A 25,002-nucleotide genomic window follows, 5' to 3' on the forward strand; every position below is an offset into this window, starting at 1 on the left:
GCTATCGCAGTGCAGCCAACGGGCGCTGCAGAACGGCTCCGCCCGCCCCGCGTTGCACTTGTTTTCGTAATTCATGCCACCACACCGTTCGGGCTGAGCCTGGCCTGTCCTGAGCTTGTCGAAGGGTCGAAGCCTGTCCTGAGCAAGGACGAAGGGCCCTTCGACAAGCTCAGGGCGAACGGTCGTAAGTGGCCTGTCATGATTTAGGAAAGTCTCAATAGTTTGATGCCCTGGCTGCCGCAAGTCGCGTCCTTCGCCGACACACAACACCCGTCTCCGCGCGTAATATGTTTTCTGCGGCCTGTTAGTGCAACACTGCACCCGCTGCCGTTCACATCATTCACCCATCCCTCCAGGAGATTGCCATGCCCCAGTTCGCCATGATTACCGGTGACGTGACTTACACACCGGGTGACGGTGCGCCCATCACGATTCCGCAGGTGCGCGTGGAAGTCGCGCTGTCTTTCGACAGCGCCACCCTGAGCTGGGAAGATGCCCCGGGCATCGCCGGCCTGACGGCCATTCCCATCACCCAGTTTGACGACTATGTGAAAGACGGCAAGATCACCTGGATACCGGAATAAATCAGCAAACAAACAAGCCAACCTGCCCGTCCGCACCGTGCCCACCCGCCCTCCTCACCCCGCACCCGCGCTGTTTAACCGCCGTTGTGCCCTGCTCGCCGGCATGGGCCTGCTGGCCTGGCCGGCTGCGCGCCTTGCCGCCGCCCCAGCCGCGCCGTCGCCGTCTTCCTCCGGGGTCTGGCCGCGCGCGCTGGCCGTGCCCGGCGGCATTGCCCGGCTCTCGCTGGGCCCGGCGGCGCTGCGGCCGGTGGCGCATCTGCTGCAGGCCGATGGCGACGTGCCCTTGCTGGTGGTGGGCGACGTGATCGAGTGGACGGCGCTGGTGGGTATAACGCTGTCGGCCGCGCCCGGCGAGGCGAGCATTGCCGTGCAGGCACCCGAAGGCGGCCAGCGGCCGCTGGGTTACACGGTGGCGCCCAAGCGCTACCGCGAGCAGCAGCTCAAGGTCTCGCCGCGCACGGTGGACCTGTCGCCGGAAGACCTGGCGCGTTACGAGCGCGAGCGCGCGCACCAGGCTGTGGTGATGGCGACGTTCAGCCAGCCCTTGGCGCAGGCCCTGCGCATGCAGGTGCCCACGCCGGGACGGCGCTCCAGCTCGTTCGGGCTGCGGCGCGTGTTCAACGGGCAGGCGCGCAGCCCGCACAGCGGCATGGACATCGCGGCCGGCACGGGCACGCCGGTGCTGGCGCCGCTGCCGGGCCGGGTGATCGACACCGGCGACTACTTTTTCAACGGCAGCACGGTCTGGCTGGACCACGGCGGCGGGCTGCTGAGCATGGTCTGCCACCTGAGCGCCATCGACGTGCAGCTGGGCGATGTGCTGAAAACCGGCGAACGTGTGGGCACCGTGGGCGCCACCGGCCGCGTCACGGGGCCGCACCTGCACTGGGGCGTGATGCTGAACCGCACCATGGTGGACCCGGCGCTGTTTCTGGCCGCCTGAGGCGTGGCGCCGCCGGTGGGGGCGGCCTGCGGGCGAGTGCCCATGCTGTTTTTCAGGCGACACCACCCCCGTTCGCCCTGAGCCTGTCGAAGGGTGGCCACAACGCAAACAGGCTTCGACCCTTCGACAAGCTCAGGACAGGCCAAGCTCAGCCCGAACGGTTAAGCGCAAATTTACATGCAAAATGTGCCTCCAGCCCAATAGCTGCGTGCGCCTGTAGCTCCCAAAAACGTAGCAAATTCGGCTCTCTGGCCCGGTCGCGGCCCGGTTCTGAATGCCCGCCCCTAGCCCACTAGGTCGCAAACACTAGGGAAAACCCGCATGATTGGGGCATTGTTGAACCACTTCCCCAAGGAAACCCCATGAGCGCCAAAAACCTGTCTGCCGTTGCTGCCGACCTGATCGAGTCTTACGGCAATACCGCCAACCACGTGATCGAGGCCTACCGCGCCGGCGGCGAGCGTGTGGTCAGCGAGCTGGAGCAGCGCTGGAACCGCGCGCTGAAACAGTCGCGCTCGGAACTGAGCGCTGAAGTCGCCAAAAACGCCACGGCCGCGCAGCTGGCCTTCAGCGCGCTCTACAGCAAGGGCCTGACCCTGAGCTCGGACGGCGCGCAGCAGGTGGTGAGCCAGTTGGTGAAGCTGGCCGAAACCGGCGTCGAACGCGCCGCCGCCAACGCCGCGCTGTTTGAAGAAAAAACCGGCGTCAGCACCCTGGCCACGCTGGCCCAGGCCAGTGCACCCGGCGCCCTGGCGCTGAGCAAGCTGGCCGCGCAGATCGAGCAGAAAACCGCCGACCTGGCCGGCAAGATCGCCGGCGACGACGCCACCACCGTCAAGACCAAACGCAGCTCGGCCTTCAGCCAGCGGCGCGCTGCCAAGGCCGCCTGATACGGATTTTTAAGGTAACGACTCAGTCGCTGCATGCAGCACGCTTTTCTTGCCCCCTCGCCCTCCGGGAGAGGGTTGGGGTGAGGGCCAGCAAGCCACAACCTACGATAGCTCTTGGCACAGTCCGCCAGCCCTCACCCCGCCCTCTCCCAGGGGGAGAGGGAGTAAAACCGGCCCAGACTACCTGCGCCGTTGCTCTTTAAGAAGAAAGAATGGCCTCGCCCCTTGAGGGGCGAGCGCCACTAGCTATCAAATATGTAGCATTCTTCGCCCAGAAAGGTAGCCACCTTTCCGGGCGTTGGTCTTTTTCATCGGCAGCTTGAAGCGGCCCGGCGCGTGGCGCGTATCGCCGGCTCCCAGCGTGCGGATAATGCGCAAATGACCACACCACCCCCACCCGCGCTTCCCCAGGTTCTGGCTTTCGATGTTTTTGGCACCGTGGTGGACTGGCACAGCGGCATAACGCGCGAAGTGCAGGCCCTGCGCCCAGATGTGGACGGCGCCGCGTTTGCGCTGGCCTGGCGCGCCGGTTACCAGCCGGCCATGCGCCGCGTGATGGCCGGCGAGCTGGGCTGGACGCTGATTGATGACCTGCACCGGCTGATCCTCGACGGCATCCTCGGCCAGTTCGGCCTGGCCGATTTGAGCGAGGCGCAAAAGCAGCACCTGAACAAGGCCTGGCACCGGCTGGACCCGTGGCCCGATGTGGTGGCGGGCCTGACGCGGCTCAAGTCGCGCTTCACGATCTGCACGCTGTCCAACGGCAACATCGGCCTGCTCACCAACATGGCCAAGCGCGCGGGCCTGCCGTGGGACTGCATCCTGTCGGCTGAAGTCTTTCGCGCCTACAAGCCCGACCCGGCCACCTACCTGGGCGTGGCCAAAGTGTTTGACCTGACGCCCGCCGACGTGATGCTGGTGGCCGCCCACCAGGACGACCTGGCCGCTGCCCGCGCCTGCGGCCTGCAGACCGCCTACATCGAGCGACCGGCCGAGTTTGGCGCGGCGCAACCCAAGGACGTGTCGCCCGACCCCGCCAACACCTGGCACGCGAAAGACCTGCTGGCCCTGGCGGAGCAGCTGGGCTGCTGAGGCCGGAGGCAGCGAGGGCGCATCCCGCTGGCAACATTCAGCGACAAGAAGGCCTGCGCTCACGGATAATTCCATCCCATGAACCTTTCACTTTCCCTCTTCCCCCTCGGCTGGCAGCACTACCTGCTCGGCGGCCTCATCATTGGCCTGGGCACGTCGCTGCTGTTCGTGCTGACGGGCCGCATCGGCGGCATGAGCACGGTGTTTTCCAGCACCTGGTCCTTCGTGCTGCGTCGGCCGTTTTTCCAGCAGGCGCGTTTTGTCGAGTCGCGCGGCTGGCGGCTGGTGTATGCGGCCGGCCTGATCCTCGGCGCGCTGGTGTGGTGGCTGGGCTTTGCCGGTGGCAAGCCGGAAGCCACGGCGGTGCCGGTGTGGCAGTTGCTGGTGGGCGGCTTCTTCGTGGGTTACGGCGCGCGGCTGGGCAATGGCTGCACCTCGGGCCACGGCATCTGCGGGCTGGGCTCGCTGCAGCTCCCCTCCCTGATGGCGGTGCTGACCTTCATGGCGACCGCCTTCCTGACGGCCAACCTGGCTGCAAGGTGGCTGGCATGAACCGCCGGGCCGTTCCCAAGGTGAATACCGCAGCGCGTCGCGCGGAGGCTGCGCAATGAGCGCCGCACGCGGCCTGGCCACGCTGGCGGCGGGCGCACTGTTTGGCTTCGGCCTGTCGTACTCGACCATGATCCGGCCCGAGGTGGTGCTGAGCTTTCTGCGCTTTGAAGACTTCGGGCTGATGCTGGTGATGGGTGGCGCCGTCGTGGTGGTGGCGCTGGTTTACAAGCTGGCGCCCCGGCTGCTGGCCAGGCCGTTGCTGGGCGACCACTTCCACGCCCACCCCAGCGCCTGGAACCGCGACACTGCGGTGGGCGCGGCGCTGTTCGGCGTGGGCTGGGGCCTGTGCGGCGTGTGCCCCGGCCCGGCCATTGCGGGCCTGGGCGCGGGCAACTGGGACCTGCTGTGGGCGCTGGCCGGCATCTCGCTGGGCGCGCTGGTGCAGGGGCTGCGGGCGAAGTGAACGACAGCCCAGCCCGCCTGATCCTTTTCAACAAGCCCTATGGCGTGCTGAGCCAGTTCACGCCAGAAGGACGCTGGCGCGGGCTCAAGGACTTCATTGCGATCCCGGACGTGTACGTGGCCGGCCGGCTCGACGCCGACAGCGAAGGCCTGCTGCTGCTGACCGACAACGGCCGGCTGCAGGCCCGCATCAGCGACCCGCGCTTCAAGATGGAAAAAACCTACTGGGTGCAGGTCGAAGGGGTGCCCGACGAGGCCGCGTTGCAGGCGCTGCGTGCGGGCGTGCAGCTCAAGGAGGGCCTCACGCTGCCGGCCAGGGCCCGCCTGCTGGTGCCGCCGCCCGAGGTGGGGGAACGCGAACCGCCGATACGCACACGGCAAGCCATTCCCACCGCCTGGATCGAGCTGGTGATTCGCGAAGGCCGCAACCGCCAGGTGCGGCGCATGACGGCGGCCACGGGTTTTCCGACGCTGCGCCTGATCCGCGCCGCCATCGGCCCCTACCGCCTGGACGGCCTGGCGCCGGGAAGCTGGCGGGAACTGACGCAGGAGACTGACCATGACGATGCCTGAAAATGGGCCGGCGAAGGAGCCGCTGCAGCGCGATGCCGGCACGTCCTGGTACGACCGCCACATCCTGCCCCGCGCGCTGGACTTTGCCTGCGGCCTGCCCATGCTGGGCCGCCAGCGCCAGCTGGTGGTGCCGCTGGCGCGCGGCCGCGTGCTGGAGGTGGGCGTGGGCACGGGGCTGAACATGCCTTACTACGACAAGACCCGCGTCAGCCGCATCATCGCGCTGGACCCGGCGCTGGCGCTGCACCCGCTGGCGCGCGAACGCATCGCGCAGGCCGGGCTGGAGGTGGAGTTGCTGGCGCTGTCGGCCGAAAAAATTCCCTTGCCCGACGCGAGTGTGGACACGGTGCTGATGACTTACACCCTGTGCACGATTCCCGACCCGCTGGCCGCGCTGAAGGAAATGCGCCGCGTGCTGGCGCCCGGTGGCCGGCTGCTGTATTGCGAACATGGCCGCGCGCCCGATGCCTCGGTGCGGCGCTGGCAGGAGCGGCTGCAGCCGCTGTGGGGAAAGGTGGCCGGCGGCTGCCACCTGGGGCGCGACATTCCGGCGCTGCTGCAGGAAGCCGGCTTTGTGCTGCCTGACCTGCACACACGTTACCTGCCCGGGCCGCGGCCCTTCACCTTCCACTACTGGGGCGAAGCCCTGCCCGCCTGAACTCGGCCTGTGCGCTTTACTCGGTGTCGCCCATCACCAGGTAACGCTTGACCAGGTCGAAAAAGCGGTCGTAAAACGCGTCGGAGGTGATGGTTTCGCTGCTCACCTTGACCAGCGAGTCATTGCTGGCACTGAAGGGCAGCGAGACCGACCCGATCGCCCCCACCCCGAGGCTGGCCGAGTTGTTGCTTTTCTTCAGGGCATACGTGTCCTGCAGGGCCGTGACAAAACCGAGGCTGACCTTGCCATCGATGCTTTCCGGCGCGCACACCACGCGAATGGCGATTTGCAGGTGGGCCTCCGGCTCGGGCTGGAAACTTTTCTGGGCATCCACCAGGTCTTTTCTGGCGGTGTTGATGAGGTAGCCCTGGCTCAGCAGCGCGCGCCGTGAGGCCTCGCAGGTCTGCGCGGGCGTGGCGTCAAACAGGCGCGAGTAAGTGGCGGTTGATGCGAACTGCTCCTGCAAGGGAAACTGCTTGATGGGGGCTGCGCAGCCTGCCAACAGGCCGGCGAGCGCACACAGGCCAAGCCGGCCCGCCGGTGGAAAACGCATGCAAAACAGGTTCAAAGCCGGGTACTCCTTGGCATCAGTCTTCTGGAGCGCCAGACGTGCCGGACCGCCCCGGCAAAGCGGTGGGGGCATACACACACAACGCGGCGTCATCCATGCAAACCAGCGTACCACAGCCACCGGCGGTTGATCTCCCGCCGGGGTTGCTTGCCGCCGCATGCACGATGTAAAAAAGCTGCAAAGCCGCCGGACTGTCCGCCGGGATCTGTGCGAAACAGATGGGCGGTGGAAATGAAGGGTTGGAGGAAGCCTGGGCTCAGTCGAAAATTTCGCTGAGCCAGGATTTCTGCCGGCGCGGATAGCCGCGCTTGCCGTGCCGGTAATCCGAGTCCACAAAGTCAGGTTGGACCTGCTGGACCGGCTGGACAACCGGCCGGGCGGCGGGCGCTGCGGCGGAGAGGTCCAGCAGCTTGTCGAGCTCTCCGCGGTCCAGCCAGACACCACGGCACTGGGGGCAGTAGTCAATTTCGACGCCTTGGCGTTCAGACATCAGCAGGGTCGCGTCGGGGCAAACGGGGCATTTCATGGGTGTTCCTTTCGAGGGTTATACGGCAGCGCTCAGCGCTGGTGAGTTATGGCGCGGCGCCGGGTGCGGGCGGGCTGCAGCTTGCGCAGCAGCGCCCGAACAGCGCGCGACAACGCGCTTTGCAGAGCCGATCCCCAGTCACGGGTGATCGACGTGACCACCACCGTGCCGGCGCCTTCGGCGCTCAATTCGACCTGGCAGCGTTTGTCGATGCCGTCCCGGGCGCCCTGCACGTCCGACATCTGCACCCTGGCGCGCGGCGCGAGCCAGCCGAGCGGGCGCGTGGCCTGGCGCACCCGACGCATTGCCAACCCGCGCAGGCGCTCCAGCCAGGGTTCGCGCGATTCAAAAATGATCTGCATGTGGGAGTCCTTCGCTTTGTAAGGCTCTGACGATACCGTGACACGTACTTCTTTAAAAGCAGATAATTGTGAATAAATACTTCTGAAAAACAGAAACATGAGCAAAGACTTCAGCTACCCCCACCTCTACTATTTCTGGGTGGTGGCCAAGGAAGGCGGCATGACGCGCGCCGCCGACCGTCTGGGCATGGCGGTGCAGACGGTCAGCACGCAGGTGCGCGAACTGGAACGCTCGCTGGGCTACGCCCTGCTCAAACCCGAGGGCCGCGGCGTGGCGCTCACGCCGGCAGGCGCTGCGGCCATGCGCCAGGCCGAGCAGATTTTCCAGCTCGGCGAACAGCTGCCGACCGCGGTGCGCGAGGCAGCCAGCACCCCGACGGTGCGGCTGGCGGTGGGCATCTCCGACGGCCTGCCCAAGCTGGCGGTGCGGCGCCTTCTGCAGCCGGTCATGCATGAGCCCAGGCTCAGGGTGCTTTGCCACGAGGACGAGTTCGAGGACCTGCTCGGTGACCTGGCGCTGCACCGCCTCGATGTGATCCTGGCGGACCGGCCCGCGCCGCCCAACCCCAACGTCAAGCTGTACAGCCACCCGCTCGCTTCTTCGCCGCTGGCCTGGTATGCGCCGCCTTCGTTGTATGCCGCGGCGCGCCGGGGTTTCCCGCAGTCGCTGGCCCGGGTCCCGGTGCTGCTGCCCACCAGCCACAGCGCGGTGCGCGCCCCCATCGACCAGTGGTTCGAGCGGCTGGACATCACCCCCAACATCGCTGGCGAATTTGAAGACAGCGCGCTGCTCAAGACTTTCGGTGCGGCCGGGATGGGCGTCTTTCCAGCGGCCGAGCTGGTGCAGGAGGAAATGACCGGGCGTTACCAGGTCAGGCGGGTGGGGCCTTGCGAGGGCGTGGAAGAACACGTCTACGCCCTCGCCGCGCACAAGAAGCTGCTGCACCCGCTGGTGCAAAAGCTGCTGGCGGCCGCCCGACCGCGGCACGCCTGAACCGGGAAGCTGGAAGCGGGCCCCGGCAGGGCTGGCGGCGCGCGGCGCAGTTCGCTAGAATTTACTGGTGTGGGGGGGTAGCTCAGCTGGGAGAGCGCTGCGTTCGCAATGCAGAGGTCGGGAGTTCGATCCTCCTCCTCTCCACCAAAGTTTTTCGTTCACTTCGTCAGCTTCATGCATCCCCTGCCCCACCCGGCCGCCACCACGCGGCGCCAGTGGCTGCTCGGCAGCCTTGCCAGCACCCTGCTGCTGGCCACCGGCTGCTCGAAATCGGCCAAACCCACAGCCAGAACATTAGCGAAGGACGCCACGCTGCTGTGCCTCGGTGACTCGCTGACCTTCGGTTATGGCGCGCCGGCGGGCACCGCCTACCCGCCCTTGCTCGAGCAGTTGACCGGCCGCGTGGCGCAGAACGCCGGTGTCAATGGCGACACGGCCGAAGGCGCGCTGGCCCGCCTGCCGGCGCTGCTGCAGGCCAACACGCCGGGCCTGGTGCTGGTGTCGATTGGCGGCAATGACTTTTTGCGCAGGCTGCCGCCGGAGCGCACGCGTGCCGCGCTCACGTCCATCGTGCAGACGGCCGCGGCCAGCGCGCAGGTGGTGCTGATTGCGCAGCCCGAGCCGGCACTGATGGCGCTGACCACCGGCGCGTTGAAAGACCATGGGGTGTATGCCGAAGTCGCCAGCGCCACAGCCGTGCCGCTGTTTGCCGGCGGCTGGTCGCATGTGCTGTCGCGGCCCGAGCTGCGTTCGGACCAGATTCACGCCAATGCCGAGGGCTACAAGGTGTTTGCCGAACGCCTGGCGACCTGGCTGCGCGAAAACCAATACCTGGCATGAGCCTGCGTCGCTCAGCAGCTATGCTTTTAATAGCAAACTGCGCAGGTATTTATTGGGCTGAAAGCATTTTTCCTCATCAAGCATAAAAAAGCCAGGCACTGCCTGGCTTTTTGTCCGTGCGCTGTGAACGCCCGGTGTCGGCCTTAACCGTGGCCGTCGCGGCCGTTACGGCGGTCGTTGCGCATGATGCGCTCCACGTCGTCGCGCAGTGCAGACAGCTCGGCGCGCAGTTGCCGGCGCTCCTGCTGGGTCACGACACCGTCAGACTTGAAGGCTTGCTCCTGGCGCTCAATCACACGCTCGCGTTTGTACAGCCTGCGCGCTTCGCGCTGGGTGATGCGGCCAGAGCGCACACCCTGGTCAATACGCTGGCTGATCTCCTGCGCGCGCTGGTCGATGCCGGGGGTGGCGACGGCCTGGTCTGCATAGCCGGGACGGACCACGTCGCGGTTGGCCATCATGCGTTCCACATCGGCGCTCAGGGCGCCCAGGTCGGCGCGCAACTGCTGGCGCTCCTGCGGGTTGGCACTGCCGTTGGCCTTGAAGCGCATTTCGCGGGCTTCGATGTCGCGGTCACGCTGGTACAGCGCCTGCGCCTCGGAAGGCGTGATGTGGCCGGACGCCATGCCCTGCTGGATGCGCGCACCGATCGCCTGCTGCGACTGATCAATGCCCGGGGTGTAGTTGCCCTGCGCCATCGCCGGGGCCATGCCCAGACCGGCGAACAAGGCGGATGCCAACAAGGAAGCGGTCAACAGTTTCGATTTCATGGGGTTCTCCTGCGATGCGGATGAATAACCAGCAGCCCGGTGGGCAGCTTGCGGTGGCTGGAGCGGTTTCCAGGGTCGGCAAGCGGCGGTGGGAGCTGCTCCTGAATCGCTGCTTTTTGAAGGCTTGTGTGTGATTCAGTGAGGCCATTGTTGGCCTGGCTTTGTGAACGCCGTGTAAGAAAAACGGAGATTTACCGGGCATTTACCGCGCGACTGCAGTGGTATCCAGATGCGCGCAGGAACCGACGCGCTGGTGCAAGTCCGGCGTCCGACCTTCGCAACGCGGCACACCCCTGCCAACATGGGCATGATTCGTGTAAGAAAAGTCAGCCCGGTACGACCCCATCTTCATGACATCCATCTCCCCGGGCCAACCCCGGCTCCCATACCTGCTGCGCCGCGGCTTGCCCCTGTTGCTGGCCTCATGGGCGCTGGCCGGCACGTCCTCGGCGATGGAGCTCCGGGTGGAAGCGTCGTCAGCCCAGTGTGGCGTTCATGCGCCGGCCCCGCCTGCGCCATCCGCAGCGGCCAGGCAACGCCTGCCGCAAAGCCAGGCCGTGCAGGGGCAGAAGGACATTCTGTGGGCCTGGCTGGGCTCGCCCACCGCACGCTACCCGCACGCGGCGCTGGGTTCACCGGTCCACGCGGCCAGCCTGCATGTGCTGGTGACCGGCGCATCGGGTGCGTCGCAAGAGCTGGTGTATCACCTGCCGCTGCACCGGGTGTTTGAAGACAGGGTGCCCCGGCTCGCCGATCTGGATGCGGACGGACGCGATGAAATCATTCTTGTCGAAGCAGACGCGCTGCGTGGTGCGGCTGTGGTGGTGTTTGGGTTGCGCGCCAGCCCGCAGCCCCGCGCCGCCAGGGACGCGGATTCAGGCCAGGCCTTGTCCGAAGTGGCCCGCAGCCCCTATGCTGGCGCCACCTTCCGCTGGCTCAACCCGGTGGGCGTTGCCGACTTTGATGGCGACGGCAAGCCTGACATTGCCAGCGTGACCACACCCCATGTGGGCGGCGTACTCACGCTGTACCACTTTCGCCCGCCCCGGCTCGAGGTCTACGCCAGGGCGATGGATGTCTCCAACCATCGCATGGGCGCGCTGGAGCAGCAACTGGCGGTGACGGTTGAACAGTCTGGCAGCCGGCCCACGATCGTTGTGCCGGACATGCAGCTTGCGGCCCTGCATGCGCTGCGCTGGGACGCGCCGGGACAATGGACAGAGCTTGCCGATCCCAAGCCACTGCCGGCCCGCGTCGAACGGCTCACCCCTTTGGCCGGTGGCGGCTGCCTGCTGCTGGCGGACGCCTCGTGGTGGCGCGTGACGCTGATGCCCTAGGGCCGCGCCATCACCCGTGTTTGCCCGCCGTCCAGCCCTGATCGCCGAGGGCCTGCGTGGCCACGGCCGCGGGGCTGGCTTCGAGCGGCGTGGCCATGGTGTCGTTCCAGCGATTCAAAAAAGCAAACAGCGCCACCACGCCGAGGATTTCGGTGATTTCGCTGTCGCTCCAGTGCTGCTGCAGCTGTGCAAACTGTTCGTCGGTCACGGCGTTGGGCTGGCTGGCCGCGGCCAGGGCAAAGTCCAGGGCCAGGCGTTCACGCTGGCTGTAGAGCGGGCTGCTGGCATAGCTCCAGACGTCGGCGAGCTTGGCTTCGCTGATGCCGAAGTTTCTGGCCCCGAGCAGGGTGTGCGCCTGGCAGTACAGGCAGCCCGCCACCTTGCTCACCACATGGCCGATCAGCCGCCGAAAGCCCAGGTCCACCTCGCCTTCGGGGTCCATCACCGCGCCATTGAGCTGCGCCAGCGCCTGCACAAGTTTGGGCTTGCGCTGCATGGTCAGCACACTGTTGGGCGTGAACCCCAGCGTGGTCAGGAAAAAATCGAAATGCGGTTTGAGCGCCGGCGTGGTGTCGGGCGGCAGGGGTGCAAGGCGTGGCATGGCTGGGGTGTCCGTGGATGGTTTTCAGGTGGGTTGCCGGGCGCTGGCGTCCGGCGCTGCGGCCGCGTCAAACACGCCGCTGAGCAGCTCGGGCAGGCGCGCGACGCCCATCTTGAAACCGCAGGCCTGCGCGTGGCCGCCGCCGCCCATGCTCTCGGCCAGCGCGATGCAGTCAAAGCCGCGTTGCGAACGCAGACCGGCCTTGACGACACCACCCGGGGCCACCGTCCACATCAGCGCAAAGGTGCCGCTTTGTTTTGAAAGCATCTCCCCCACCAGGCTGTGAAACACGCCGGGTGCGTTGACCATCAGGCCATGCTGGCCGTTGAAGGTGACAGGCTGCGCGTTCTCGGCGATGCCGGCCGCGAGCTTGCTGAATTTTTCGTCCATGGCCTGGCCGCGCGCCATGAAGGCCGCCACCTGCTCGGGGCTGAAGGCGGCGATCGCCGCCCAGCGCGCAAAGTCGTGCGGCTCCATGTCGAGCGCAGCCAGGAAGGCCGGGCTCTCGGGGTGGCGCCAGACCCAGATGTCGCGGTCCTCGATGTAACGCACCAGGTCCGGCAAGGGGGCGGCGGGATGAAAAAACTCCCAGGCCAGGCGGGCGCCGCATTTGTCCATGTCGAAGTGCACCACACCGCAGCGGCAGGCAAACCCCGAGAGTTTTTCTGCGGCGCTTTTGTGGTGGTCCAGCATCACGAGTTTGGCGGCGCGTTCTTCGATGCCGCGCAGGATGTCGGCGGAAAACGAAAAGTCGAGGATGTACACGGCGCGCCCGGCCAGCGCCGGCAGGTCATCGACCGAGCGGGTGTCGCCGTGGTCCAGCCCCACCAGCTCGGCCCGGCCTTCGTAATACAGCCAGGCGGCCAAGGCCGCGGCAAAGCCGTCCGGACAGCCGCGGCCGTGGTAAAGAACCAGGGGCTGCGGGTCGTTTTTGTCGGGGGCAACCAGCAGTTGCAGGGGAAGTATGGTTTTCATGGCCCTCTGATTGTCGCCCAGCGGCGGGGGCTTCTTCGCGGATCAGTCGCGCTGGGCTTCTTGGGGCGGCCGGCGGCTGGCGGCCTCTTCGACGCTTTCCATGCCGTCGCGCGGCCGGTCGCTGTGCGACACCCAGAGGCCGTCGGCCACATAACCGGGGCCTTTCATGATCATCACGACCACGCAACCAAAAGCCACCGTGACCACCATGGACCAATGGAAAAGGATCGCGCCCAGCACCATGTAGCCCACCATCTGCTCCCAGCGCGCCTGGGCGGCACCGGCGGCAGGATCGTTGAACAGGTACACCAGCCCCAGGACCAGCAGGGGCAGCAGCGTGCCCACCGCGGCAATCAGCGGCAGCTTGCGCCACAGCGTCCATTCCAGGCCGCTGGCGGCGCGCCGGGAGTTCGGGAGTTTTTTCAACCAGTTCATCAGGGGCACGGCACTCCATGAAAAGCTTGTCGCAAAATGCCCAGTATTCCACGGCAAGCACCGCCCGGCCATGACATGAATCAGGGGTCAGGCACGATGGGAAGCAAAGATGTTTCATGTTTTAACCCGGCTTCTCCCGCCCTGCAGCGGCGCCCTCTTTGTCCCTGTTGAAGGCGTGGAAGCCTGCCGCCCAGCACCGGAGCGGGAACCAATCTGCGCCCGCCGGCTCCATCGTGCAAGTGTTTGCGCGCATGGCCGCAAAGCTCCCAAGGAAGCCCATGCTCAGAACCCTCAAAGACCTGTTTGACACTTTCACCGCGCCGGCCCAGGCCCCATCCCCGGGCGAGCGCGACCATGCGCTGCAACTGGGCACCGCCGTGCTGCTGGTGGAAGTCATGCGTGCCGACCCTGCCATCACCGCCGCCGAAAAGGCCACCGTGCTGGACACGCTGCGCGAAAAATTTTCGCTCGCCGACGACGAGCTGGCCCGGTTGCTGGAACTGGCCGAAGACACGGCCAATTCCAGCCACGACTACCACCGCTTCACCTCCGCCATGAACGAGCACTTCACGCAGGCGCAGAAGATCCACATGGTGGAAACCATGTGTGAGGTGGCGTATTCGGACGCCCACCTCGACGCCCATGAAACCACCTGATCAGCAAGATTGCCGGGCTGCTGCATGTCACGCATGGCGAATACATAGGCGCCAAGATGCGTGCCAAGGAAGCCGCCGGCCATGCCTGAGCGGGAGTTTGGCGCCTGAATATGCTCTGTTATTGATAGCATCTTCCGCCCGTTCTAAAAGGGTTGCAGGCACTTTTTACCGACTCCCGCCAGCCGGGGTCAGCGTGATGGTTTCAATACACGCAGCGCCACGACGGCCACCACCCCCCAGAACAGCAGCCTGAGCGCCAGCGCACCCACCGTGCGTGTTTCATAGGCACCCCCACCCGCAACATGCACGGCAAAGGCACCCGCCACGAGGGCCGTGACCAGCGCCAGCAGGCTGGCCGCCCGGGCGGCCCAGCGACGCCGCCGCCACAGCCCGAAGCCGCTGAGCACATAGGCGAAGCCGGCAAAAAAGTTGAACCACAACACGAAGTCCACGGCGTTGCCAACGGCGGCGCGTGCCTCTGCGCCGCCAAACAGCGCTCGCCCACCACTGAAGACCGTGAGTACCCCGAAAACGATGGCCACCGCGGCGAGGAACCTGAGGAGCCGGGAGAGGTTCATGCAAGTCCTTTCATGCGTCCGGCGCGCGCCAATCCGGCATCACAAGCTCAGCCCCTGCCCGGCTTCTTCAATCGTCTGGCCATCACGGATGTGATAAATGCGCTTGAACGTGGGAATGATTTTTTCGTCGTGGGTCACCACGATGATCGCGGTCTGGGCCTGCCGGGCCATCTGGTTCAGGATGCGCATGACGGCGAGCGCCCGTTCGCTGTCCAGCGGGGCGGTGGGTTCGTCGGCCAGGATCACGGGCGGACGATTCGCCAAAGCCCGCGCAATCGATACGCGCTGCTGCTCACCGCCCGACAGTTGCGAGGGCTCGGCCCTGGCGCGGTGGGCCACATCCAGCGCGGTCAGCAGTTCCAGCGCCCGGGCCCTGGCCTGGGCATTGGATACGCCGGCCAGCATGGGCAGCAGGGCCACGTTGTCGGTGATGTCCAGAAAGGGAATCAGGTACGGTGCCTGAAACACAAAACCGATGCGGTCGCGCCGCAGGGCACGCAGGTCGGAGGTGGTCCAGCCATTGTCGTAAATCACATCGTTGCCCAGCGTCATGCGCCCCGACGTGGGTTCAATGATGGCACCCAGGCATTTGAGCAGCGTGCTCTTTCCCGAGCCCGAGGGGCCCACCAGTCCCACGACCTCGCCGGGGCCCACGGTCATGTTGACGTTCCTGAGTGCCTCGACCGCGGTGTCGCCCTGTCCATACACCTTGCGCAGGCCTTCAATGCGGATGCCGCCGGCGCTTGCCGGGGTTGCAGGGGTCATGTCCATCCCCTGGGTCATCCGATCGCCTCTGCGGGATCGACCTTGAGTGCCGCGCGGATAGCCAGTGTGCTGGCCAGCGCACAGATCAGCAGCGTGCCACCCAGCCCCATCATGGCATCCTGCGTCAGCAGCAGCACGAACTTGGGAAACACCGGCGCCCAGATAGTGGCGCTCACCTTGCCGACGACAAAACCGATCAGCCCCAGGCCCAGCGCCTGCTGCAGGATCATGCTGGCGATCGTCAGGTTGCGCGTGCCGATGAGCTTGAGCACCGCGATCTCGCGGATCTTGCCCAGTGTCATGGTGTAGATGATGAAGGCCACGATCGCTGCGCTGACCACCGCCAGAATCACCAGGAACATGCCGATCTGTCTGGCCGAAGTGGCAATCAGCTTGGCAACCAGAATTTCCTCCATGCCGGCCCGCGTGAACACCTCCAGGTGCTTCCAGCGGCGAATCGGCTCGGCCACCTGCCCGGCCTCGAACCCGGGTGCCAGCTGCACCAGCACGGCATTGACGTTGTGGCTGCTGGTCTGCAGCGCCTGCACCGCATCAAGCAGGCCCGGCACGCCGGGGCGGTTGAAGGCCGGGTTGGTGGCGGTTCGGGTACGGTCGTTGATGATGGCGTCGTTGTCTTTCAGGAACTGCGCCTCCTGGGCGTCCTTGAGCGGAATGAACACCATCGGGTCGCCGCCCGAGGACACCATGCGTTGCGTCAGTCCCACCACGGCGTAATCGTGGCGGCGGATCCGAATGCGCTCGCCCAGGGCAAAGCCGGTTTTTACATCGGCCACGGCCTCGTAATGACTGCGTGTGAGCTGGCGGCCCGCCACCAGATAGCCCGGTTCGCCAGGCTGGCCGGATTCCATCCCGACCACCATGGCGCGGATGTCGTCGCCGTCATGGCGCTGAACCTGCATGGTGAAGTAGGTCACGTTGGCTGCCTGCGCCACACCGGGCATGCCACGCACGCTGCGCACCACATCGTCTTTCAGGCTCGACGATTCGGCATACGGCCCCTGCGTGTCTTTTTGCACCACCCACAGGTCGGCCCGGCTGTTGGTCAGCAGGGCCTGTGCATCATCGACCATGCCGCGGTAGACACCGGCCATGGTCAGCGTCACACCGATCAGCAGGCCCAGGCCCAGGCCCGTGAGCACAAACTTGCCCCAGCTGTGCGCAATGTCGCGCCCGGCCAGACTGATCACGGTACGGCCCCTTTGTGTCCGTCCTGGATCAGCGTGTCCACCACCTGCACGCGGGCGCCGGGGGTGAGAGCCTTCTGGCTGTACACCACCACCTCGTCACCCGCTTTGAGGCCGTCAAGCACCTGCACCTGGCCATCCAGACTGCGGACGCCCAGCCGCACGGGCGCGAACACCGGCTTGCCATGCTCGATGCGCCAGACGCCGGTTTCACCCTGGCGATGCTGGATGCTGGCACTGGGCACCAGCAGTGAAGAAGCTGTTTCGGGCAGTTGCAGCGTGACTTCGGCCAGTTCACCCACGGAGGCCCCCATCGCCCTGGCGGACGGCGCCTGCGCAAAGGCCACCTGGGCGATGCGCTCCTCGGTCACGCTGTCGGCCAGCAGCTCCACGCGCGCGACCTGCCCCGGCACGGGCGCACCCGGATGCGAACGCAGCACGATGCTCGCGGCCAAGCCCGGCGCGAGGCCGGCCGAACGCCCCTGGTCCACCCGCAATTTGACCCACAGGCTGGCCGGATCGATCAGGCGCAGCACAGGCTGGCCTGCCACCACGGTGGTGCCGGCTTCGGCGTCGCGGCTGGTAACCACCCCATCGGACGGGGCCAGCAGACGGACATTGCCGCGTTGCTGCTGCAGGCCGGCGCGTTCCGCCTTCTGGCGGGCCACGTCCTGGCCAGCGCCGGCCAGATTGGCCTGGGCAGCCTGCAGCGCAGCGTCGGCGGACGCTTTCTCCTGCATGCGGGATTCAAGCGCAGCGGCACTGATGAAATTTTGCGCAGCCAACTCCTGGTTGCGTCTGGCATTGATGGCGGCCAGTTCCCGCCTGGCCGCAGCGTCCTTCAACTGGGCCTGCGCCGCTGCCTGCGTGCTGCCCGCGCGGGCCAGTGAGGCATCCAGGGCCGCGAGGCGCTGGTCGAGATCCACCGGGTCCATGTCGGCCAGCAACTGCCCGGCCTTGACCGTGTCGCCCACGTCCACCCGGACAGCCAGCACCCGTCCCGCCGCCGTCGGGCCAACCATCCAGCTGCGCCGCGCTTCCACGGTGCCGATGCCAAAAATCGCCGGGGCCAGACGCCCCTCCTGCACCCGCATGACCGTGATGCGCGTGGCCGCCAGCGGGCCGGTGCGCAGCGCCACCCAGGCCAGCGCGCCCACAAGCACCAGGACCAGGGCGCCCAGCGTGATGCGGCGTGAAAACGGGAGTTTGCCTTTCATGAGGTCTCCTTCAAGGCGGGGGCATGCCGGTCTGTTGCCGGTGTCCGGCTTCTCCCGGCGGCGAGCCCGCGCAGGTAAATCGTGAGCACCCCGAGAGCATGCGTGGTCACGGCACGGACGTCGCCACTGAGCAGCGACTGCATGACCAGGCCCTGCACCGAACCGATGAACAAGACGGCGGCGGCCTGCAGGTCCGTGCCCGGTGCCAGCAAGCGCTGGTCCTGCGCCTGCTGCAACACACCCATGAGCAAGCTCCGGTATTTCTGCATCAGGCTGCGCACGCTGGCCTTGAGTGCGGTGTCCTGCGCGTGTTGCAGCTCCTGAAAGAGGAGCCGGGGAACACCGGGATGGGCCACCACAAAGTCCACATGCGCCATGAATACCGCCTGCAACGCTGCCAGCGGGGTGGGCGCCGTGCCAGCGGCCGTTTGCAGCCGGGACATCAGCGTGTCGGAAGCCCTGTCCATCACAGCCAGCCAGATGGCCTCCTTGCTGGCAAAGTGCCGGAACACCGCGCCCTGGCTGATGCCCACGGCCTGCGCCAGATCGCCCGTGGTGATGTCAGCCGGGCTGCGCTGTGCGGCCAGTTGCAGGGCGGCCTCTACCAAGCCGGCCTGGCGGACTTCCGTGGCCTGCTTGAGGCGCTTGCCGCTTGCTTCTGCATTCATGGGCATCCAAGTAATTGATAAATTACTTTGATTATGGCTTCAGGCCTGTTGCCGCGCAGGCATGGATCCGACCGAACTTTGATCAAGGTCAAATGACACGGCCAGGACCAGCCACGACTACCACCGCTTCACCTCCGCCATGAACGAGCACTTCACGCAGACGCAGAAGATCCACATGGTGGAAACCATGTGGCAGGTGACGTAGCTTGAAAGAGGTGCCGGCCGGGACCAACGCGCCCCTGGTCAGTCCGCGATCAAGGTTTCAATGATGGCAAACAGCTCCGCGGTCTTGATGGGCTTGGCCAGGTAGTCGTCCATGCCGGCCTCCAGGCAGCGCTCGCGGTCACCCCGCATGGCATTGGCCGTCATGGCCACAATGGGCGTGCGCAAGCGCTCCTGTTTGCGTTCGAGCAGGCGAATGGCCTTGGTCGCCTCCATGCCGTCCAGGTCGGGCATCTGCATATCCATCAGGATGATGCAAAAGCGGTGCATCAGGAATTTCTCCACGGCTTCCCGCCCTGTGCCCGCCAGGGTCACGCGGTAGCCGCCACGTTGCAGCAGCGTCATCACCAGGGTCTGGTTGATCAGGTTGTCTTCCACCACCAGCACGGGCAGCTCCTCTTTCGTCCCCGGCGGAAGGGTCGCCGAGAAAACCGGCAAGGCGTCCGGTGCCGGCAAGGGCGTCGCGTCCTCGGTGAAGGCCATGGTGAAATGAAAACTGCTGCCGGCGCCGGGGCTGCTGTCCACCCACAACTCGCCCTGCATCAAGCCGACAAGGCGGCGCGAAATTGTCAGCCCCAGGCCCGAGCCGCCAAACCTGCGCGTGGTCGACGTGTCTTCCTGGCTGAAGGCCTGGAAAATATGCTGCTGCTTTTCAGGGGAAATGCCGATGCCGGTGTCCGTCACGGTGAAGTGCAGCATGGCGCCGCCGGATGCGCCGGGCTCCAGCGTGCAGTGAACGCTGACCTCGCCGCGGTCGGTGAACTTGACGGCATTGCCCATCAGGTTCAACAGAATCTGCCGCAGGCGCACCTGTTCGCCCACAATCCGCCGGGGCACCGCAACTGCCATGGTGCTGCTCAGGCGCAGCCCTTTTTCCTGGGCCCGCATGGAAAGCGACTGAACCGCTTCGTCCATCAACTGGTGCAGATCGAAAGGGATCAGCTCCATGGTGAGCATGCCTGCCTCGATTTTCGAGAGATCCAGAATGTCGTCAATGATGGTCAGCAAGGCATCGGCCGAAGTCTTCACAATCCCGAGAAACTGTCTCTGCTGCGCCGTCAGCTCGGTTCTGAGCACCAGGCCGGTCATGCCCAGGATGCCGTTCATGGGGGTGCGGATCTCGTGGCTCATGTTGGCGAGAAATTCGCTTTTGGCCCGGTTGGCTGACTGTGCTGCCGCGACGGCCTCCTGCAGTGCGTCGCGCCTGGCCCCACGCTCCTGCACCAGGTCGGCAATCGTGCGGGACAACACAGCGATGTCGTCACTTCCTGCGAAACCGTCGGATGCAACGTGGGGCAGCAGTTCCGCCAGCGCGCTGCGCAGCGACCCCAAGGCCTCCTCGCGGTTGTCCAGCTCTTTTCTCAGGCTGTGGGCGGTCTGGTCGAGAACCTCGAACGTGGGGCGAAATTCCAGGGGCAGGCTCTGCAGCAGCAGTGGCCTCGACGCGGGATCGCCATGGCGAGGAAAGTCCGCCTTGAAGGTGTTCACGCGCTCCAGCGAACCCAGCCAGTGGCGCAGCGGAAACCAGATCAGCAGCAGCCCGCCGGCAACACCGGCCAGCGCCAGCCCCAGGGCGGCCAGCATCAGTTGCCACAAGCCTGCAGCCACCTGGTCCACCGCAAAACCCAGGCGCAGCACGCCATAGTCACGCCCGTCCAGGGAAATGGTCCGGTGGACGTCATGCAGATGGGCTGCCGCCGCGTCGCGCAGCCACGCAGGGGGCTGCACCGGTGACGGCTGGGGGTTGCGGCGTTCGATGACCCCGCCTGCCAGATCGATGAACGAGGCCGACGAAAACTGCGACCGCAGGACAACCTTGTCCAGGATGCGCTTGATGGTGTCATGGTCCCCGATCACGGCGCTGTCGGAAATGGTCTGCACGGCCACCTCGACCAGCATGGTCGCCGAGTCCTGGGCTTTCTCGACGGCTTCGGAGAACTGGTAATGATAAAAAAGCCACAAGCCGCTGCAGACAAACAGCAGCAGTGTCACCGTGTAAAGAAGGTAGACCCGCGCAACCAGCGATTGCGGAAGGAGTCGGGCCAGCGCGATCATTGGCAGCCGCTCAGCGCAGGCCGGGCAGGCCGGCTGGTGGCACGGCCAGCGGGCTGGCCGTGCCACCCCGCTGGACGGTAGAAACGCGCTGGATGATCGGGTTCCGGCAGGCAGCGGTCAGATGGATCTCGTACGGACTGACCGGGGAGAAGGCATAAACAGCTTTTTTGGCATGCGCGAGGGCACGGCCTGACAGCATGGCCATAGCGGCCACAAGGTGACGAAACACGGAGCGCCTTCAAAGTCAATGTAGTTAAAAAGTGTAGCTACAGGCGGTCCGCCCGGTTGGCCGAAGTGCGGCCAGAACGCCCCTGACTTCGACCGATCGACGGTCAGGCGTTCAACCGCCGGACTGCATCCATTGCCAGAGCCGCGCCGGTGAGATCGGCATCTGCAGCGCCCTGGCCTGGGCGGCCCGGCCGAACTCGGCCAGCGCCTGCACCGGCGGGACGCCGACGACCGGGCCCACGATGTGCGGCCCGAGCAGCAGGCCGACCAGTAGGTAGCCCAGGTTGGACGGGATGCGCAGGTGCCGGAACAGCAGAACGATGGCTGCGGCCCAGCCCAGCAGGAACAGGATCGGGACAAAGAGCGGGGCGAGGTTCACGGGCGCCAACTGCGCAACAGGGCCGCGACCTCGATGGCCTGCTCACCGAACCGCCACGCCCAGCCGGCGCAGCATCAGCTTTTCCACTTCCAGAATCACTAGCACCGCCACGCCAACGCCAACGATTAGCACCACGGTAGTCAGCGGTAGTGCGGTCGTCACGAAAAACTGCTGCATGAAGGGTGCGTACGTGAAGCCCAACTGCAGCATGAACACCGCCGCTACCGCCACCAGAACGCGTGGCGTGCCCTTGACACCCTGCAACGTGAACGACGGCGCCTTCAGGTAGCGCACGCTGAAGAGGTAGAACACTTCCATGCATACCAGTGTGTTGACGGCCACCGTGCGCGCGGTCTCGATGCTCGCACCTTGCTGCATGGCCCAGATGAACATGCCGAAGATGCCAGCCAGGAACAGCATGGAGACGAAGGCGATGCGCCACAGCACAAAGCCCGACAGCATCGGCTCGTCGGGCCGGCGCGGCGGGCGGCGCATCACGTCGGCCTCGGTCGGCTCGAAAGCCAGCACCAGCGCCAGCGCGACCGAGCTGACCATGTTTACCCACAGGATCTGCGCTGGCGCGATCGGCAGTGCCACACCCAGCAGAACCGCCAGCAACAGCGAGAGAGACTCTCCACCGTTGATTGGCATCAGGAAGGTCACCGTCTTCTTCAGGTTGTCGTAGACCGTGCGGCCCTCCTCGACCGCGTGCGCGATGGAAGCGAAGTTGTCGTCCGCCAGCACGATGGCGCCGGCCTGCTTGGCCACCTCGGTGCCCTTCATACCCATCGCGACGCCGACGTCGGCCTGCTTGAGCGCCGGCGCGTCATTGACGCCGTCGCCGGTCATCGAGACGATCTCGCCATTGGCCTGCAGCGCGCGCACCAGGCGCAGCTTGTGTTCGGGGCTGGCGCGCGCGAACACGCGCGTCGTGCGCACCGCCGCGCGCAGCGCGCCTTCGTCCATCGCCTCGATCTCGGGACCGGTGATGGCCTCCAGGTCGTCGCCCATGCCAAGCTGTCCGGCGATCGCGATCGCGGTGACGCCGTGGTCGCCGGTGATCATCACGACACGGATGCCCGCGTCCTTGCACTGCTTAACCGCGGAGATGGCCTCCTGGCGCGGCGGATCGATGATGCCGACCAAGCCGAGCAGAGTGAGCCCGCACGCAATGTCGGCGTGGCCCAGGTCCTTGGTGTCCGGCGGCAACTGGCGACGCGCCAATGCCAGCACACGTCGTCCATTACGCGCCAGGGTCTCGATAGCCGCCGTCCAGTAGGCCTCGTCCAGCGGTTGCGGCCGGTTGTCGGGGCCCAGTTGGTCGTCGCACATGCCGATCACGCGCTCGGGCGCGCCCTTAACCAGCGCCACCGTCGCATCGCCGGCCGAGTGCAGCGTGGCCATGAAGCGGTGCTCGGACTCGAAGGGGATCATCTCAAGCCGCGGGCGATCGAGCGCCAGCTCGGCCGGGTTCAGCCCGACCTTCATCGCCAGCGTCAACAGCGCGCCTTCGGTGGGGTCGCCGGACAGATGCCACCGGCCTTCCCGCTCGTGCAAGGCGGCGTCGTTGCACAGCGCCGCCACCTCGGCCAGCGCCCAGGCCGCCGGTACATGCTCGGCCAGTGCGCCATTCGAAAGCTCCGTGCCGGCCAGCCACAGTGCGCCCACGGGCGCGTAGCCGCCGCCATCGACATCGACCACCCCGCCAGCACAGATCACCTGCTGCACCGTCATCTCGTTGCGCGTCAGCGTGCCGGTCTTGTCGGAGCAGATCACCGTCACCGAGCCCAGCGTCTCGACCGCCGGCAGCCGGCGGATCACCGCGTGGCGCGCAGCCATGCGCTGTACGCCGATCGCCAGCGCGATGGTCATGATGGCCGGCAGGCCTTCGGGAATCGCTGCCACCGCCAGGCCGACCGCGGTCATGAACATCTCGCTGGCGGGCATGCCTCGCACCAGCGTGCCAAAAACGAACAGCAGCGCCGCCGCGCAAAGGATGACGAAGGTCAGCGTGCGCCCGAAGCTTTCCATCTTCTTCAGCAGCGGTGTCGTACCCGGTTCGACCGATTCGAGCATGCGCCCGATGCGTCCGATCTCGGTCGCGGCGCCGGTGGACACCACCACCGCGCGCGCCTGGCCTTGCGTGACCAGGGTGCCGGCATAACCCATGCACTGGCGGTCGCCGATCGCGGCGTCGGCGACCACCGGGTCGATGCCCTTGTCGACCGGCACCGATTCGCCTGTCAGCGCCGCCTCATCGACGCGCAGGTTGCGCGCCTGCAGCAGCCGGACGTCGGCCGGCAGGCTGTCGCCCGAGGCCAGCAGCACGATGTCGCCCGGCACCAGGTCGGAGGCGGCGATCTCGTGCTGATGGCCGTCACGCAGCACCACCGCATGCGGCGCCAGCAGGTGGCGGATGGCCTGCAGCGCCTTCTCGGCCTTGCCCTCCTGCACAAAGCCGATTACCGCGTTGAGAATGACGACCGCGGCGATCACCGCGGTGTCGACCCAGTGGCCCATCAGCGCCGTGACCACCGACGCGGCCATCAGCACGTACAGCAGCAGGTTGTGAAACTGTCGCAGCAGCCGCTCGAGCGTGCTCAGCGGCTGGACTTCGACCAGCCGGTTCGGGCCATGCGTAGCCAGGCGGCGCGCGACCTCGTCAGCGTTCAGGCCATGCGGCGTGGCCTGCAACGCGGCCAGTGCGGCGCCAGCGTCGAGGGCGTGCCATGCGGGCGCGTCGGCGCGCCCGACACCGGCAGATTCAATGCGCAAGTCAGCCATGCCAGGAGCTTGGTAGACCGATTGCCTGGTACTTCGACCCAGAAATATCGGAACACAATGAAAGCGATGGATTCGTGCCCAGGGCGAGGCGCAAACCGCAGACATGGCCGTAGCCATGGCGATGACTGGCAACGATGCCATGGGTGCGAAGGCGCGCTTTCATGTTTCGATATTTCTGGGTCGCTCAAGTGGCGGCAAGTTCAACGGGATCACAGCGTTAAGCGGCGAGGCACTGAAACGACCGAGTTGGGCGCTGTTCCCACCCCCCGCTGGTGCATCACGTCGCCGATGATCGCAGCCCGCACGGAGGCTGGCTCCGGGGCTGCGCCGCGGCGGCCATGCTGCAAAACCAGGTCGTGCAGAGAAACCGACGCCAGGAATTGCGCCATCTCGCGTTCAAGGTCGGCACACCAGTCGCTGGCAATCCGCTGACCCGGAGGATGGTCGCGGCTGGACGACTGGGCTGCGGTGCGGGTGGATCGCGGCCCCGACTCGTCGACAGCGTGCACGATGTCGGCGACTGTAATGTCAGCAGCGCTGCACGCCAGGCCATAGCCGCCGCCGGGCCCGCGCGTGCTGCGCACCAGACCTCGCCGACGCAGCCGTGCGAACAGCGACTCGAGATACGTCAGTGAGATCTTCTGCCGTGCACCGATGGTGGCCAGCGCAATTGGCCCGTGATCGGTGCGAAGGGCCAAATCCAGCATAGCGATCACGGCCAGACGGCCTTGGGTGGCGATTTGCATCCTGAACTTTCGGTTGTTGTTTCCAGAATCAGAACTTCTCGGGGCGCAAAACGACGACCTCGCCAACGTACATCACCATCGAGTAGTTGTCGTAGTAGCGTTCGCGCAGCGCAGTGCAGATGGCATGGGCCGTGTCGGCGTCGCAGAGCACTTCGAGGCGGATGTTGGCGTGCGGCGCCCAGGTGGCGTCGCGCATGCCGCGACTGCCCTTGCCGCGTGCATCGGTGATGGTGTAACCGCGCGCACCGAGATTTTCGATGTCGCGCACGAGGATGTCCTCGAGGGCGGCCTCGGTCACGATCGTCAGCAGCTTGCGGGTGGTCAATTCCATGGC

The 25,002-nt window shown here is 66.2% G+C and carries 30 protein-coding genes, 1 tRNA gene and 1 pseudogene; 14 read left to right on the plus strand and 18 right to left on the minus strand.

All coding sequences use genetic code 11. The features are described from left to right. The first annotated feature begins 365 nt into the window (after nt 1-365). From B7G52_RS12370 to B7G52_RS12405, 8 genes are all read left to right on the plus strand, one after another. Nucleotides 366-584 carry a hypothetical protein gene (locus tag B7G52_RS12370; RefSeq protein ID WP_096697881.1) on the plus strand — a complete coding sequence of 73 codons (219 nt, stop codon included), beginning with the start codon at nt 366-368 and terminating at the stop codon, nt 582-584. A 37-nt stretch (nt 585-621) separates the two neighbouring features. Next, nucleotides 622-1,527 carry a M23 family metallopeptidase gene (locus tag B7G52_RS12375; protein WP_240523434.1) on the plus strand — a complete coding sequence of 302 codons (906 nt, stop codon included), beginning with the start codon at nt 622-624 and terminating at the stop codon, nt 1,525-1,527. Between the two features lie 362 nt (nt 1,528-1,889). Continuing rightward, nucleotides 1,890-2,417: a hypothetical protein gene (locus B7G52_RS12380; protein ID WP_096697883.1), complete on the plus strand. Its 528-nt coding sequence runs from the start codon at nt 1,890-1,892 to the stop codon at nt 2,415-2,417. Nucleotides 2,418-2,795: 378 nt separating this feature from the next. Continuing rightward, entirely contained in the window at nt 2,796-3,509 is a 714-nt protein-coding gene (locus tag B7G52_RS12385; protein WP_096697884.1) for a haloacid dehalogenase type II, read from the plus strand. A 78-nt stretch (nt 3,510-3,587) separates the two neighbouring features. Next, the gene (locus B7G52_RS12390; protein WP_096697885.1) at nt 3,588-4,061 is read left to right on the plus strand and encodes a YeeE/YedE family protein; all 474 of its coding nucleotides are present in this window, start codon (nt 3,588-3,590) and stop codon (nt 4,059-4,061) included. 55 nt (nt 4,062-4,116) lie between these two features. After that, entirely contained in the window at nt 4,117-4,524 is a 408-nt protein-coding gene (locus B7G52_RS12395; protein ID WP_096697886.1) for a DUF6691 family protein, read from the plus strand. Beyond that, nucleotides 4,521-5,096: a pseudouridine synthase gene (locus B7G52_RS12400; protein ID WP_240523435.1), complete on the plus strand. Its 576-nt coding sequence runs from the start codon at nt 4,521-4,523 to the stop codon at nt 5,094-5,096. Before B7G52_RS12395 ends, B7G52_RS12400 begins: the two co-directional genes overlap by 4 nt. Beyond that, nucleotides 5,083-5,754 carry a class I SAM-dependent methyltransferase gene (locus B7G52_RS12405; protein ID WP_240523436.1) on the plus strand — a complete coding sequence of 224 codons (672 nt, stop codon included), beginning with the start codon at nt 5,083-5,085 and terminating at the stop codon, nt 5,752-5,754. Before B7G52_RS12400 ends, B7G52_RS12405 begins: the two co-directional genes overlap by 14 nt. A gap of 16 nt (nt 5,755-5,770) precedes the next feature. On the opposite strand, the gene B7G52_RS12410 is transcribed toward B7G52_RS12405, so the two are convergent. From B7G52_RS12410 to B7G52_RS12420, 3 genes are all read right to left on the minus strand, one after another. Continuing rightward, entirely contained in the window at nt 5,771-6,307 is a 537-nt protein-coding gene (locus tag B7G52_RS12410) for a DUF2242 domain-containing protein (RefSeq protein WP_096697887.1), read from the minus strand. Between the two features lie 274 nt (nt 6,308-6,581). After that, on the minus strand, nt 6,582-6,851 hold the full coding sequence (locus B7G52_RS12415) for a zf-TFIIB domain-containing protein (RefSeq protein ID WP_096669699.1): 270 nt from the start codon (nt 6,849-6,851) through the stop codon (nt 6,582-6,584). Nucleotides 6,852-6,883: 32 nt separating this feature from the next. After that, a complete protein-coding gene (locus B7G52_RS12420; RefSeq protein ID WP_096697888.1) occupies nt 6,884-7,213 on the minus strand; it encodes a hypothetical protein in 330 nt (109 codons plus the stop codon). 97 nt (nt 7,214-7,310) lie between these two features. On the opposite strand from B7G52_RS12420, the gene B7G52_RS12425 reads away from it, so the two are divergent. The 3 genes from B7G52_RS12425 (at nt 7,311) to B7G52_RS12435 (ending at nt 9,047) form a co-directional block, all read left to right on the plus strand. Next, nucleotides 7,311-8,207 (plus strand): LysR family transcriptional regulator, encoded by an 897-nt coding sequence (locus B7G52_RS12425; RefSeq protein WP_096697889.1) that lies wholly within the window; start codon nt 7,311-7,313, stop codon nt 8,205-8,207. Nucleotides 8,208-8,278: 71 nt separating this feature from the next. Then, nucleotides 8,279-8,354 (plus strand) — tRNA-Ala (locus B7G52_RS12430). A gap of 27 nt (nt 8,355-8,381) precedes the next feature. Continuing rightward, nucleotides 8,382-9,047, plus strand: a complete 666-nt coding sequence (locus B7G52_RS12435) for a GDSL-type esterase/lipase family protein (RefSeq protein ID WP_096697890.1) — start codon at nt 8,382-8,384, stop codon at nt 9,045-9,047. A gap of 143 nt (nt 9,048-9,190) precedes the next feature. Here B7G52_RS12435 and B7G52_RS12440 read toward each other — a convergent pair whose 3' ends face one another. After that, nucleotides 9,191-9,817, minus strand: a complete 627-nt coding sequence (locus B7G52_RS12440; RefSeq protein ID WP_096697891.1) for a hypothetical protein — start codon at nt 9,815-9,817, stop codon at nt 9,191-9,193. A gap of 350 nt (nt 9,818-10,167) precedes the next feature. On the opposite strand from B7G52_RS12440, the gene B7G52_RS12445 reads away from it, so the two are divergent. Continuing rightward, nucleotides 10,168-11,154 (plus strand): VCBS repeat-containing protein, encoded by a 987-nt coding sequence (locus B7G52_RS12445; protein WP_141397449.1) that lies wholly within the window; start codon nt 10,168-10,170, stop codon nt 11,152-11,154. Nucleotides 11,155-11,164: 10 nt separating this feature from the next. Here B7G52_RS12445 and B7G52_RS12450 read toward each other — a convergent pair whose 3' ends face one another. Genes B7G52_RS12450 through B7G52_RS12460 form a run of 3 tightly spaced genes read right to left on the minus strand, consistent with a single transcriptional unit; the run spans nt 11,165 to nt 13,165 of the window. Next, nucleotides 11,165-11,755, minus strand: a complete 591-nt coding sequence (locus B7G52_RS12450; RefSeq protein WP_096697893.1) for a carboxymuconolactone decarboxylase family protein — start codon at nt 11,753-11,755, stop codon at nt 11,165-11,167. A gap of 24 nt (nt 11,756-11,779) precedes the next feature. Then, nucleotides 11,780-12,730, minus strand: coding sequence for a DHH family phosphoesterase (locus B7G52_RS12455; RefSeq protein WP_096697894.1), 951 nt, complete (start codon nt 12,728-12,730; stop codon nt 11,780-11,782). Nucleotides 12,731-12,772: 42 nt separating this feature from the next. Beyond that, nucleotides 12,773-13,165 carry a hypothetical protein gene (locus tag B7G52_RS12460; protein WP_096697895.1) on the minus strand — a complete coding sequence of 131 codons (393 nt, stop codon included), beginning with the start codon at nt 13,163-13,165 and terminating at the stop codon, nt 12,773-12,775. A 278-nt stretch (nt 13,166-13,443) separates the two neighbouring features. On the opposite strand from B7G52_RS12460, the gene B7G52_RS12465 reads away from it, so the two are divergent. After that, entirely contained in the window at nt 13,444-13,821 is a 378-nt protein-coding gene (locus B7G52_RS12465; protein ID WP_371329020.1) for a TerB family tellurite resistance protein, read from the plus strand. 188 nt (nt 13,822-14,009) lie between these two features. Here the strand turns inward: B7G52_RS12465 and B7G52_RS12470 are convergent, their stop codons facing one another. The 5 genes from B7G52_RS12470 to B7G52_RS12490 are packed head-to-tail and all read right to left on the minus strand — an operon-like array spanning nt 14,010 to nt 18,254. Next, the gene (locus B7G52_RS12470; protein ID WP_096697896.1) at nt 14,010-14,399 is read right to left on the minus strand and encodes a hypothetical protein; all 390 of its coding nucleotides are present in this window, start codon (nt 14,397-14,399) and stop codon (nt 14,010-14,012) included. Between the two features lie 39 nt (nt 14,400-14,438). After that, the gene (locus B7G52_RS12475) at nt 14,439-15,164 is read right to left on the minus strand and encodes an ABC transporter ATP-binding protein (protein WP_096697932.1); all 726 of its coding nucleotides are present in this window, start codon (nt 15,162-15,164) and stop codon (nt 14,439-14,441) included. A 14-nt stretch (nt 15,165-15,178) separates the two neighbouring features. Next, entirely contained in the window at nt 15,179-16,372 is a 1,194-nt protein-coding gene (locus B7G52_RS12480) for an ABC transporter permease (RefSeq protein ID WP_096697897.1), read from the minus strand. Further along, nucleotides 16,369-17,586: an efflux RND transporter periplasmic adaptor subunit gene (locus B7G52_RS12485; RefSeq protein WP_096697898.1), complete on the minus strand. Its 1,218-nt coding sequence runs from the start codon at nt 17,584-17,586 to the stop codon at nt 16,369-16,371. The genes B7G52_RS12480 and B7G52_RS12485 overlap by 4 nt, the downstream gene beginning before the upstream one ends. After that, nucleotides 17,583-18,254 (minus strand): TetR/AcrR family transcriptional regulator, encoded by a 672-nt coding sequence (locus B7G52_RS12490; RefSeq protein ID WP_096697933.1) that lies wholly within the window; start codon nt 18,252-18,254, stop codon nt 17,583-17,585. Before B7G52_RS12490 ends, B7G52_RS12485 begins: the two co-directional genes overlap by 4 nt. 103 nt (nt 18,255-18,357) lie before the next feature. Between B7G52_RS12490 and B7G52_RS24460 the strand changes: the two are divergent. Further along, nucleotides 18,358-18,459: pseudogene (locus tag B7G52_RS24460) on the plus strand (TerB family tellurite resistance protein); the annotation flags it as partial. A 38-nt stretch (nt 18,460-18,497) separates the two neighbouring features. On the opposite strand, the gene B7G52_RS12495 reads toward B7G52_RS24460, so the two are convergent. The 6 genes from B7G52_RS12495 to B7G52_RS12520 all read right to left on the minus strand — a co-directional run bounded on the left by B7G52_RS12495 (nt 18,498) and on the right by B7G52_RS12520 (nt 24,999). After that, nucleotides 18,498-20,531 (minus strand): ATP-binding protein, encoded by a 2,034-nt coding sequence (locus B7G52_RS12495; RefSeq protein ID WP_096697899.1) that lies wholly within the window; start codon nt 20,529-20,531, stop codon nt 18,498-18,500. A 10-nt stretch (nt 20,532-20,541) separates the two neighbouring features. Continuing rightward, complete coding sequence (locus tag B7G52_RS12500; RefSeq protein WP_141397450.1) at nt 20,542-20,760, minus strand: hypothetical protein; 219 nt, start codon at nt 20,758-20,760, stop codon at nt 20,542-20,544. 111 nt (nt 20,761-20,871) lie between these two features. Further along, a complete protein-coding gene (locus B7G52_RS12505; RefSeq protein ID WP_141397451.1) occupies nt 20,872-21,138 on the minus strand; it encodes a hypothetical protein in 267 nt (88 codons plus the stop codon). Nucleotides 21,139-21,180: 42 nt separating this feature from the next. Beyond that, a complete protein-coding gene (locus tag B7G52_RS12510) occupies nt 21,181-23,922 on the minus strand; it encodes a cation-transporting P-type ATPase (RefSeq protein ID WP_096697902.1) in 2,742 nt (913 codons plus the stop codon). 209 nt (nt 23,923-24,131) lie between these two features. Continuing rightward, nucleotides 24,132-24,668: an Rrf2 family transcriptional regulator gene (locus tag B7G52_RS12515; RefSeq protein ID WP_096697903.1), complete on the minus strand. Its 537-nt coding sequence runs from the start codon at nt 24,666-24,668 to the stop codon at nt 24,132-24,134. Between the two features lie 28 nt (nt 24,669-24,696). Then, nucleotides 24,697-24,999: a P-II family nitrogen regulator gene (locus B7G52_RS12520; RefSeq protein WP_096697904.1), complete on the minus strand. Its 303-nt coding sequence runs from the start codon at nt 24,997-24,999 to the stop codon at nt 24,697-24,699. Between the last annotated feature and the right edge of the window lie 3 nt (nt 25,000-25,002).

The organism is Polaromonas sp. AER18D-145, from assembly GCF_002379095.1.
Classification (GTDB): Bacteria; Pseudomonadota; Gammaproteobacteria; order Burkholderiales; family Burkholderiaceae_C; genus Polaromonas.

Coding starts and splice junctions, on each gene's coding strand:
- B7G52_RS12510 (WP_096697902.1), bottom strand. CDS start 23,922: ATGGCTGACTTGCGCATTGAATCTGCCGGTGTCGGGCGCGCCGACGCG.
- B7G52_RS12380 (WP_096697883.1), top strand. CDS start 1,890: ATGAGCGCCAAAAACCTGTCTGCCGTTGCTGCCGACCTGATCGAGTCT.
- B7G52_RS12455 (WP_096697894.1), bottom strand. CDS start 12,730: ATGAAAACCATACTTCCCCTGCAACTGCTGGTTGCCCCCGACAAAAAC.
- B7G52_RS12515 (WP_096697903.1), bottom strand. CDS start 24,668: ATGCAAATCGCCACCCAAGGCCGTCTGGCCGTGATCGCTATGCTGGAT.
- B7G52_RS12465 (WP_371329020.1), top strand. CDS start 13,444: ATGCTCAGAACCCTCAAAGACCTGTTTGACACTTTCACCGCGCCGGCC.
- B7G52_RS12425 (WP_096697889.1), top strand. CDS start 7,311: ATGAGCAAAGACTTCAGCTACCCCCACCTCTACTATTTCTGGGTGGTG.
- B7G52_RS12520 (WP_096697904.1), bottom strand. CDS start 24,999: ATGGAATTGACCACCCGCAAGCTGCTGACGATCGTGACCGAGGCCGCC.
- B7G52_RS12390 (WP_096697885.1), top strand. CDS start 3,588: ATGAACCTTTCACTTTCCCTCTTCCCCCTCGGCTGGCAGCACTACCTG.
- B7G52_RS12370 (WP_096697881.1), top strand. CDS start 366: ATGCCCCAGTTCGCCATGATTACCGGTGACGTGACTTACACACCGGGT.
- B7G52_RS12405 (WP_240523436.1), top strand. CDS start 5,083: ATGACGATGCCTGAAAATGGGCCGGCGAAGGAGCCGCTGCAGCGCGAT.
- B7G52_RS12450 (WP_096697893.1), bottom strand. CDS start 11,755: ATGCCACGCCTTGCACCCCTGCCGCCCGACACCACGCCGGCGCTCAAA.
- B7G52_RS12420 (WP_096697888.1), bottom strand. CDS start 7,213: ATGCAGATCATTTTTGAATCGCGCGAACCCTGGCTGGAGCGCCTGCGC.
- B7G52_RS12385 (WP_096697884.1), top strand. CDS start 2,796: ATGACCACACCACCCCCACCCGCGCTTCCCCAGGTTCTGGCTTTCGAT.
- B7G52_RS12470 (WP_096697896.1), bottom strand. CDS start 14,399: ATGAACCTCTCCCGGCTCCTCAGGTTCCTCGCCGCGGTGGCCATCGTT.
- B7G52_RS12495 (WP_096697899.1), bottom strand. CDS start 20,531: ATGATCGCGCTGGCCCGACTCCTTCCGCAATCGCTGGTTGCGCGGGTC.
- B7G52_RS12440 (WP_096697891.1), bottom strand. CDS start 9,817: ATGAAATCGAAACTGTTGACCGCTTCCTTGTTGGCATCCGCCTTGTTC.
- B7G52_RS12475 (WP_096697932.1), bottom strand. CDS start 15,164: ATGACCCCTGCAACCCCGGCAAGCGCCGGCGGCATCCGCATTGAAGGC.
- B7G52_RS12435 (WP_096697890.1), top strand. CDS start 8,382: ATGCATCCCCTGCCCCACCCGGCCGCCACCACGCGGCGCCAGTGGCTG.
- B7G52_RS12410 (WP_096697887.1), bottom strand. CDS start 6,307: ATGCGTTTTCCACCGGCGGGCCGGCTTGGCCTGTGTGCGCTCGCCGGC.
- B7G52_RS12460 (WP_096697895.1), bottom strand. CDS start 13,165: ATGAACTGGTTGAAAAAACTCCCGAACTCCCGGCGCGCCGCCAGCGGC.
- B7G52_RS12445 (WP_141397449.1), top strand. CDS start 10,168: ATGACATCCATCTCCCCGGGCCAACCCCGGCTCCCATACCTGCTGCGC.
- B7G52_RS12415 (WP_096669699.1), bottom strand. CDS start 6,851: ATGAAATGCCCCGTTTGCCCCGACGCGACCCTGCTGATGTCTGAACGC.
- B7G52_RS12490 (WP_096697933.1), bottom strand. CDS start 18,254: ATGAATGCAGAAGCAAGCGGCAAGCGCCTCAAGCAGGCCACGGAAGTC.
- B7G52_RS12395 (WP_096697886.1), top strand. CDS start 4,117: ATGAGCGCCGCACGCGGCCTGGCCACGCTGGCGGCGGGCGCACTGTTT.
- B7G52_RS12485 (WP_096697898.1), bottom strand. CDS start 17,586: ATGAAAGGCAAACTCCCGTTTTCACGCCGCATCACGCTGGGCGCCCTG.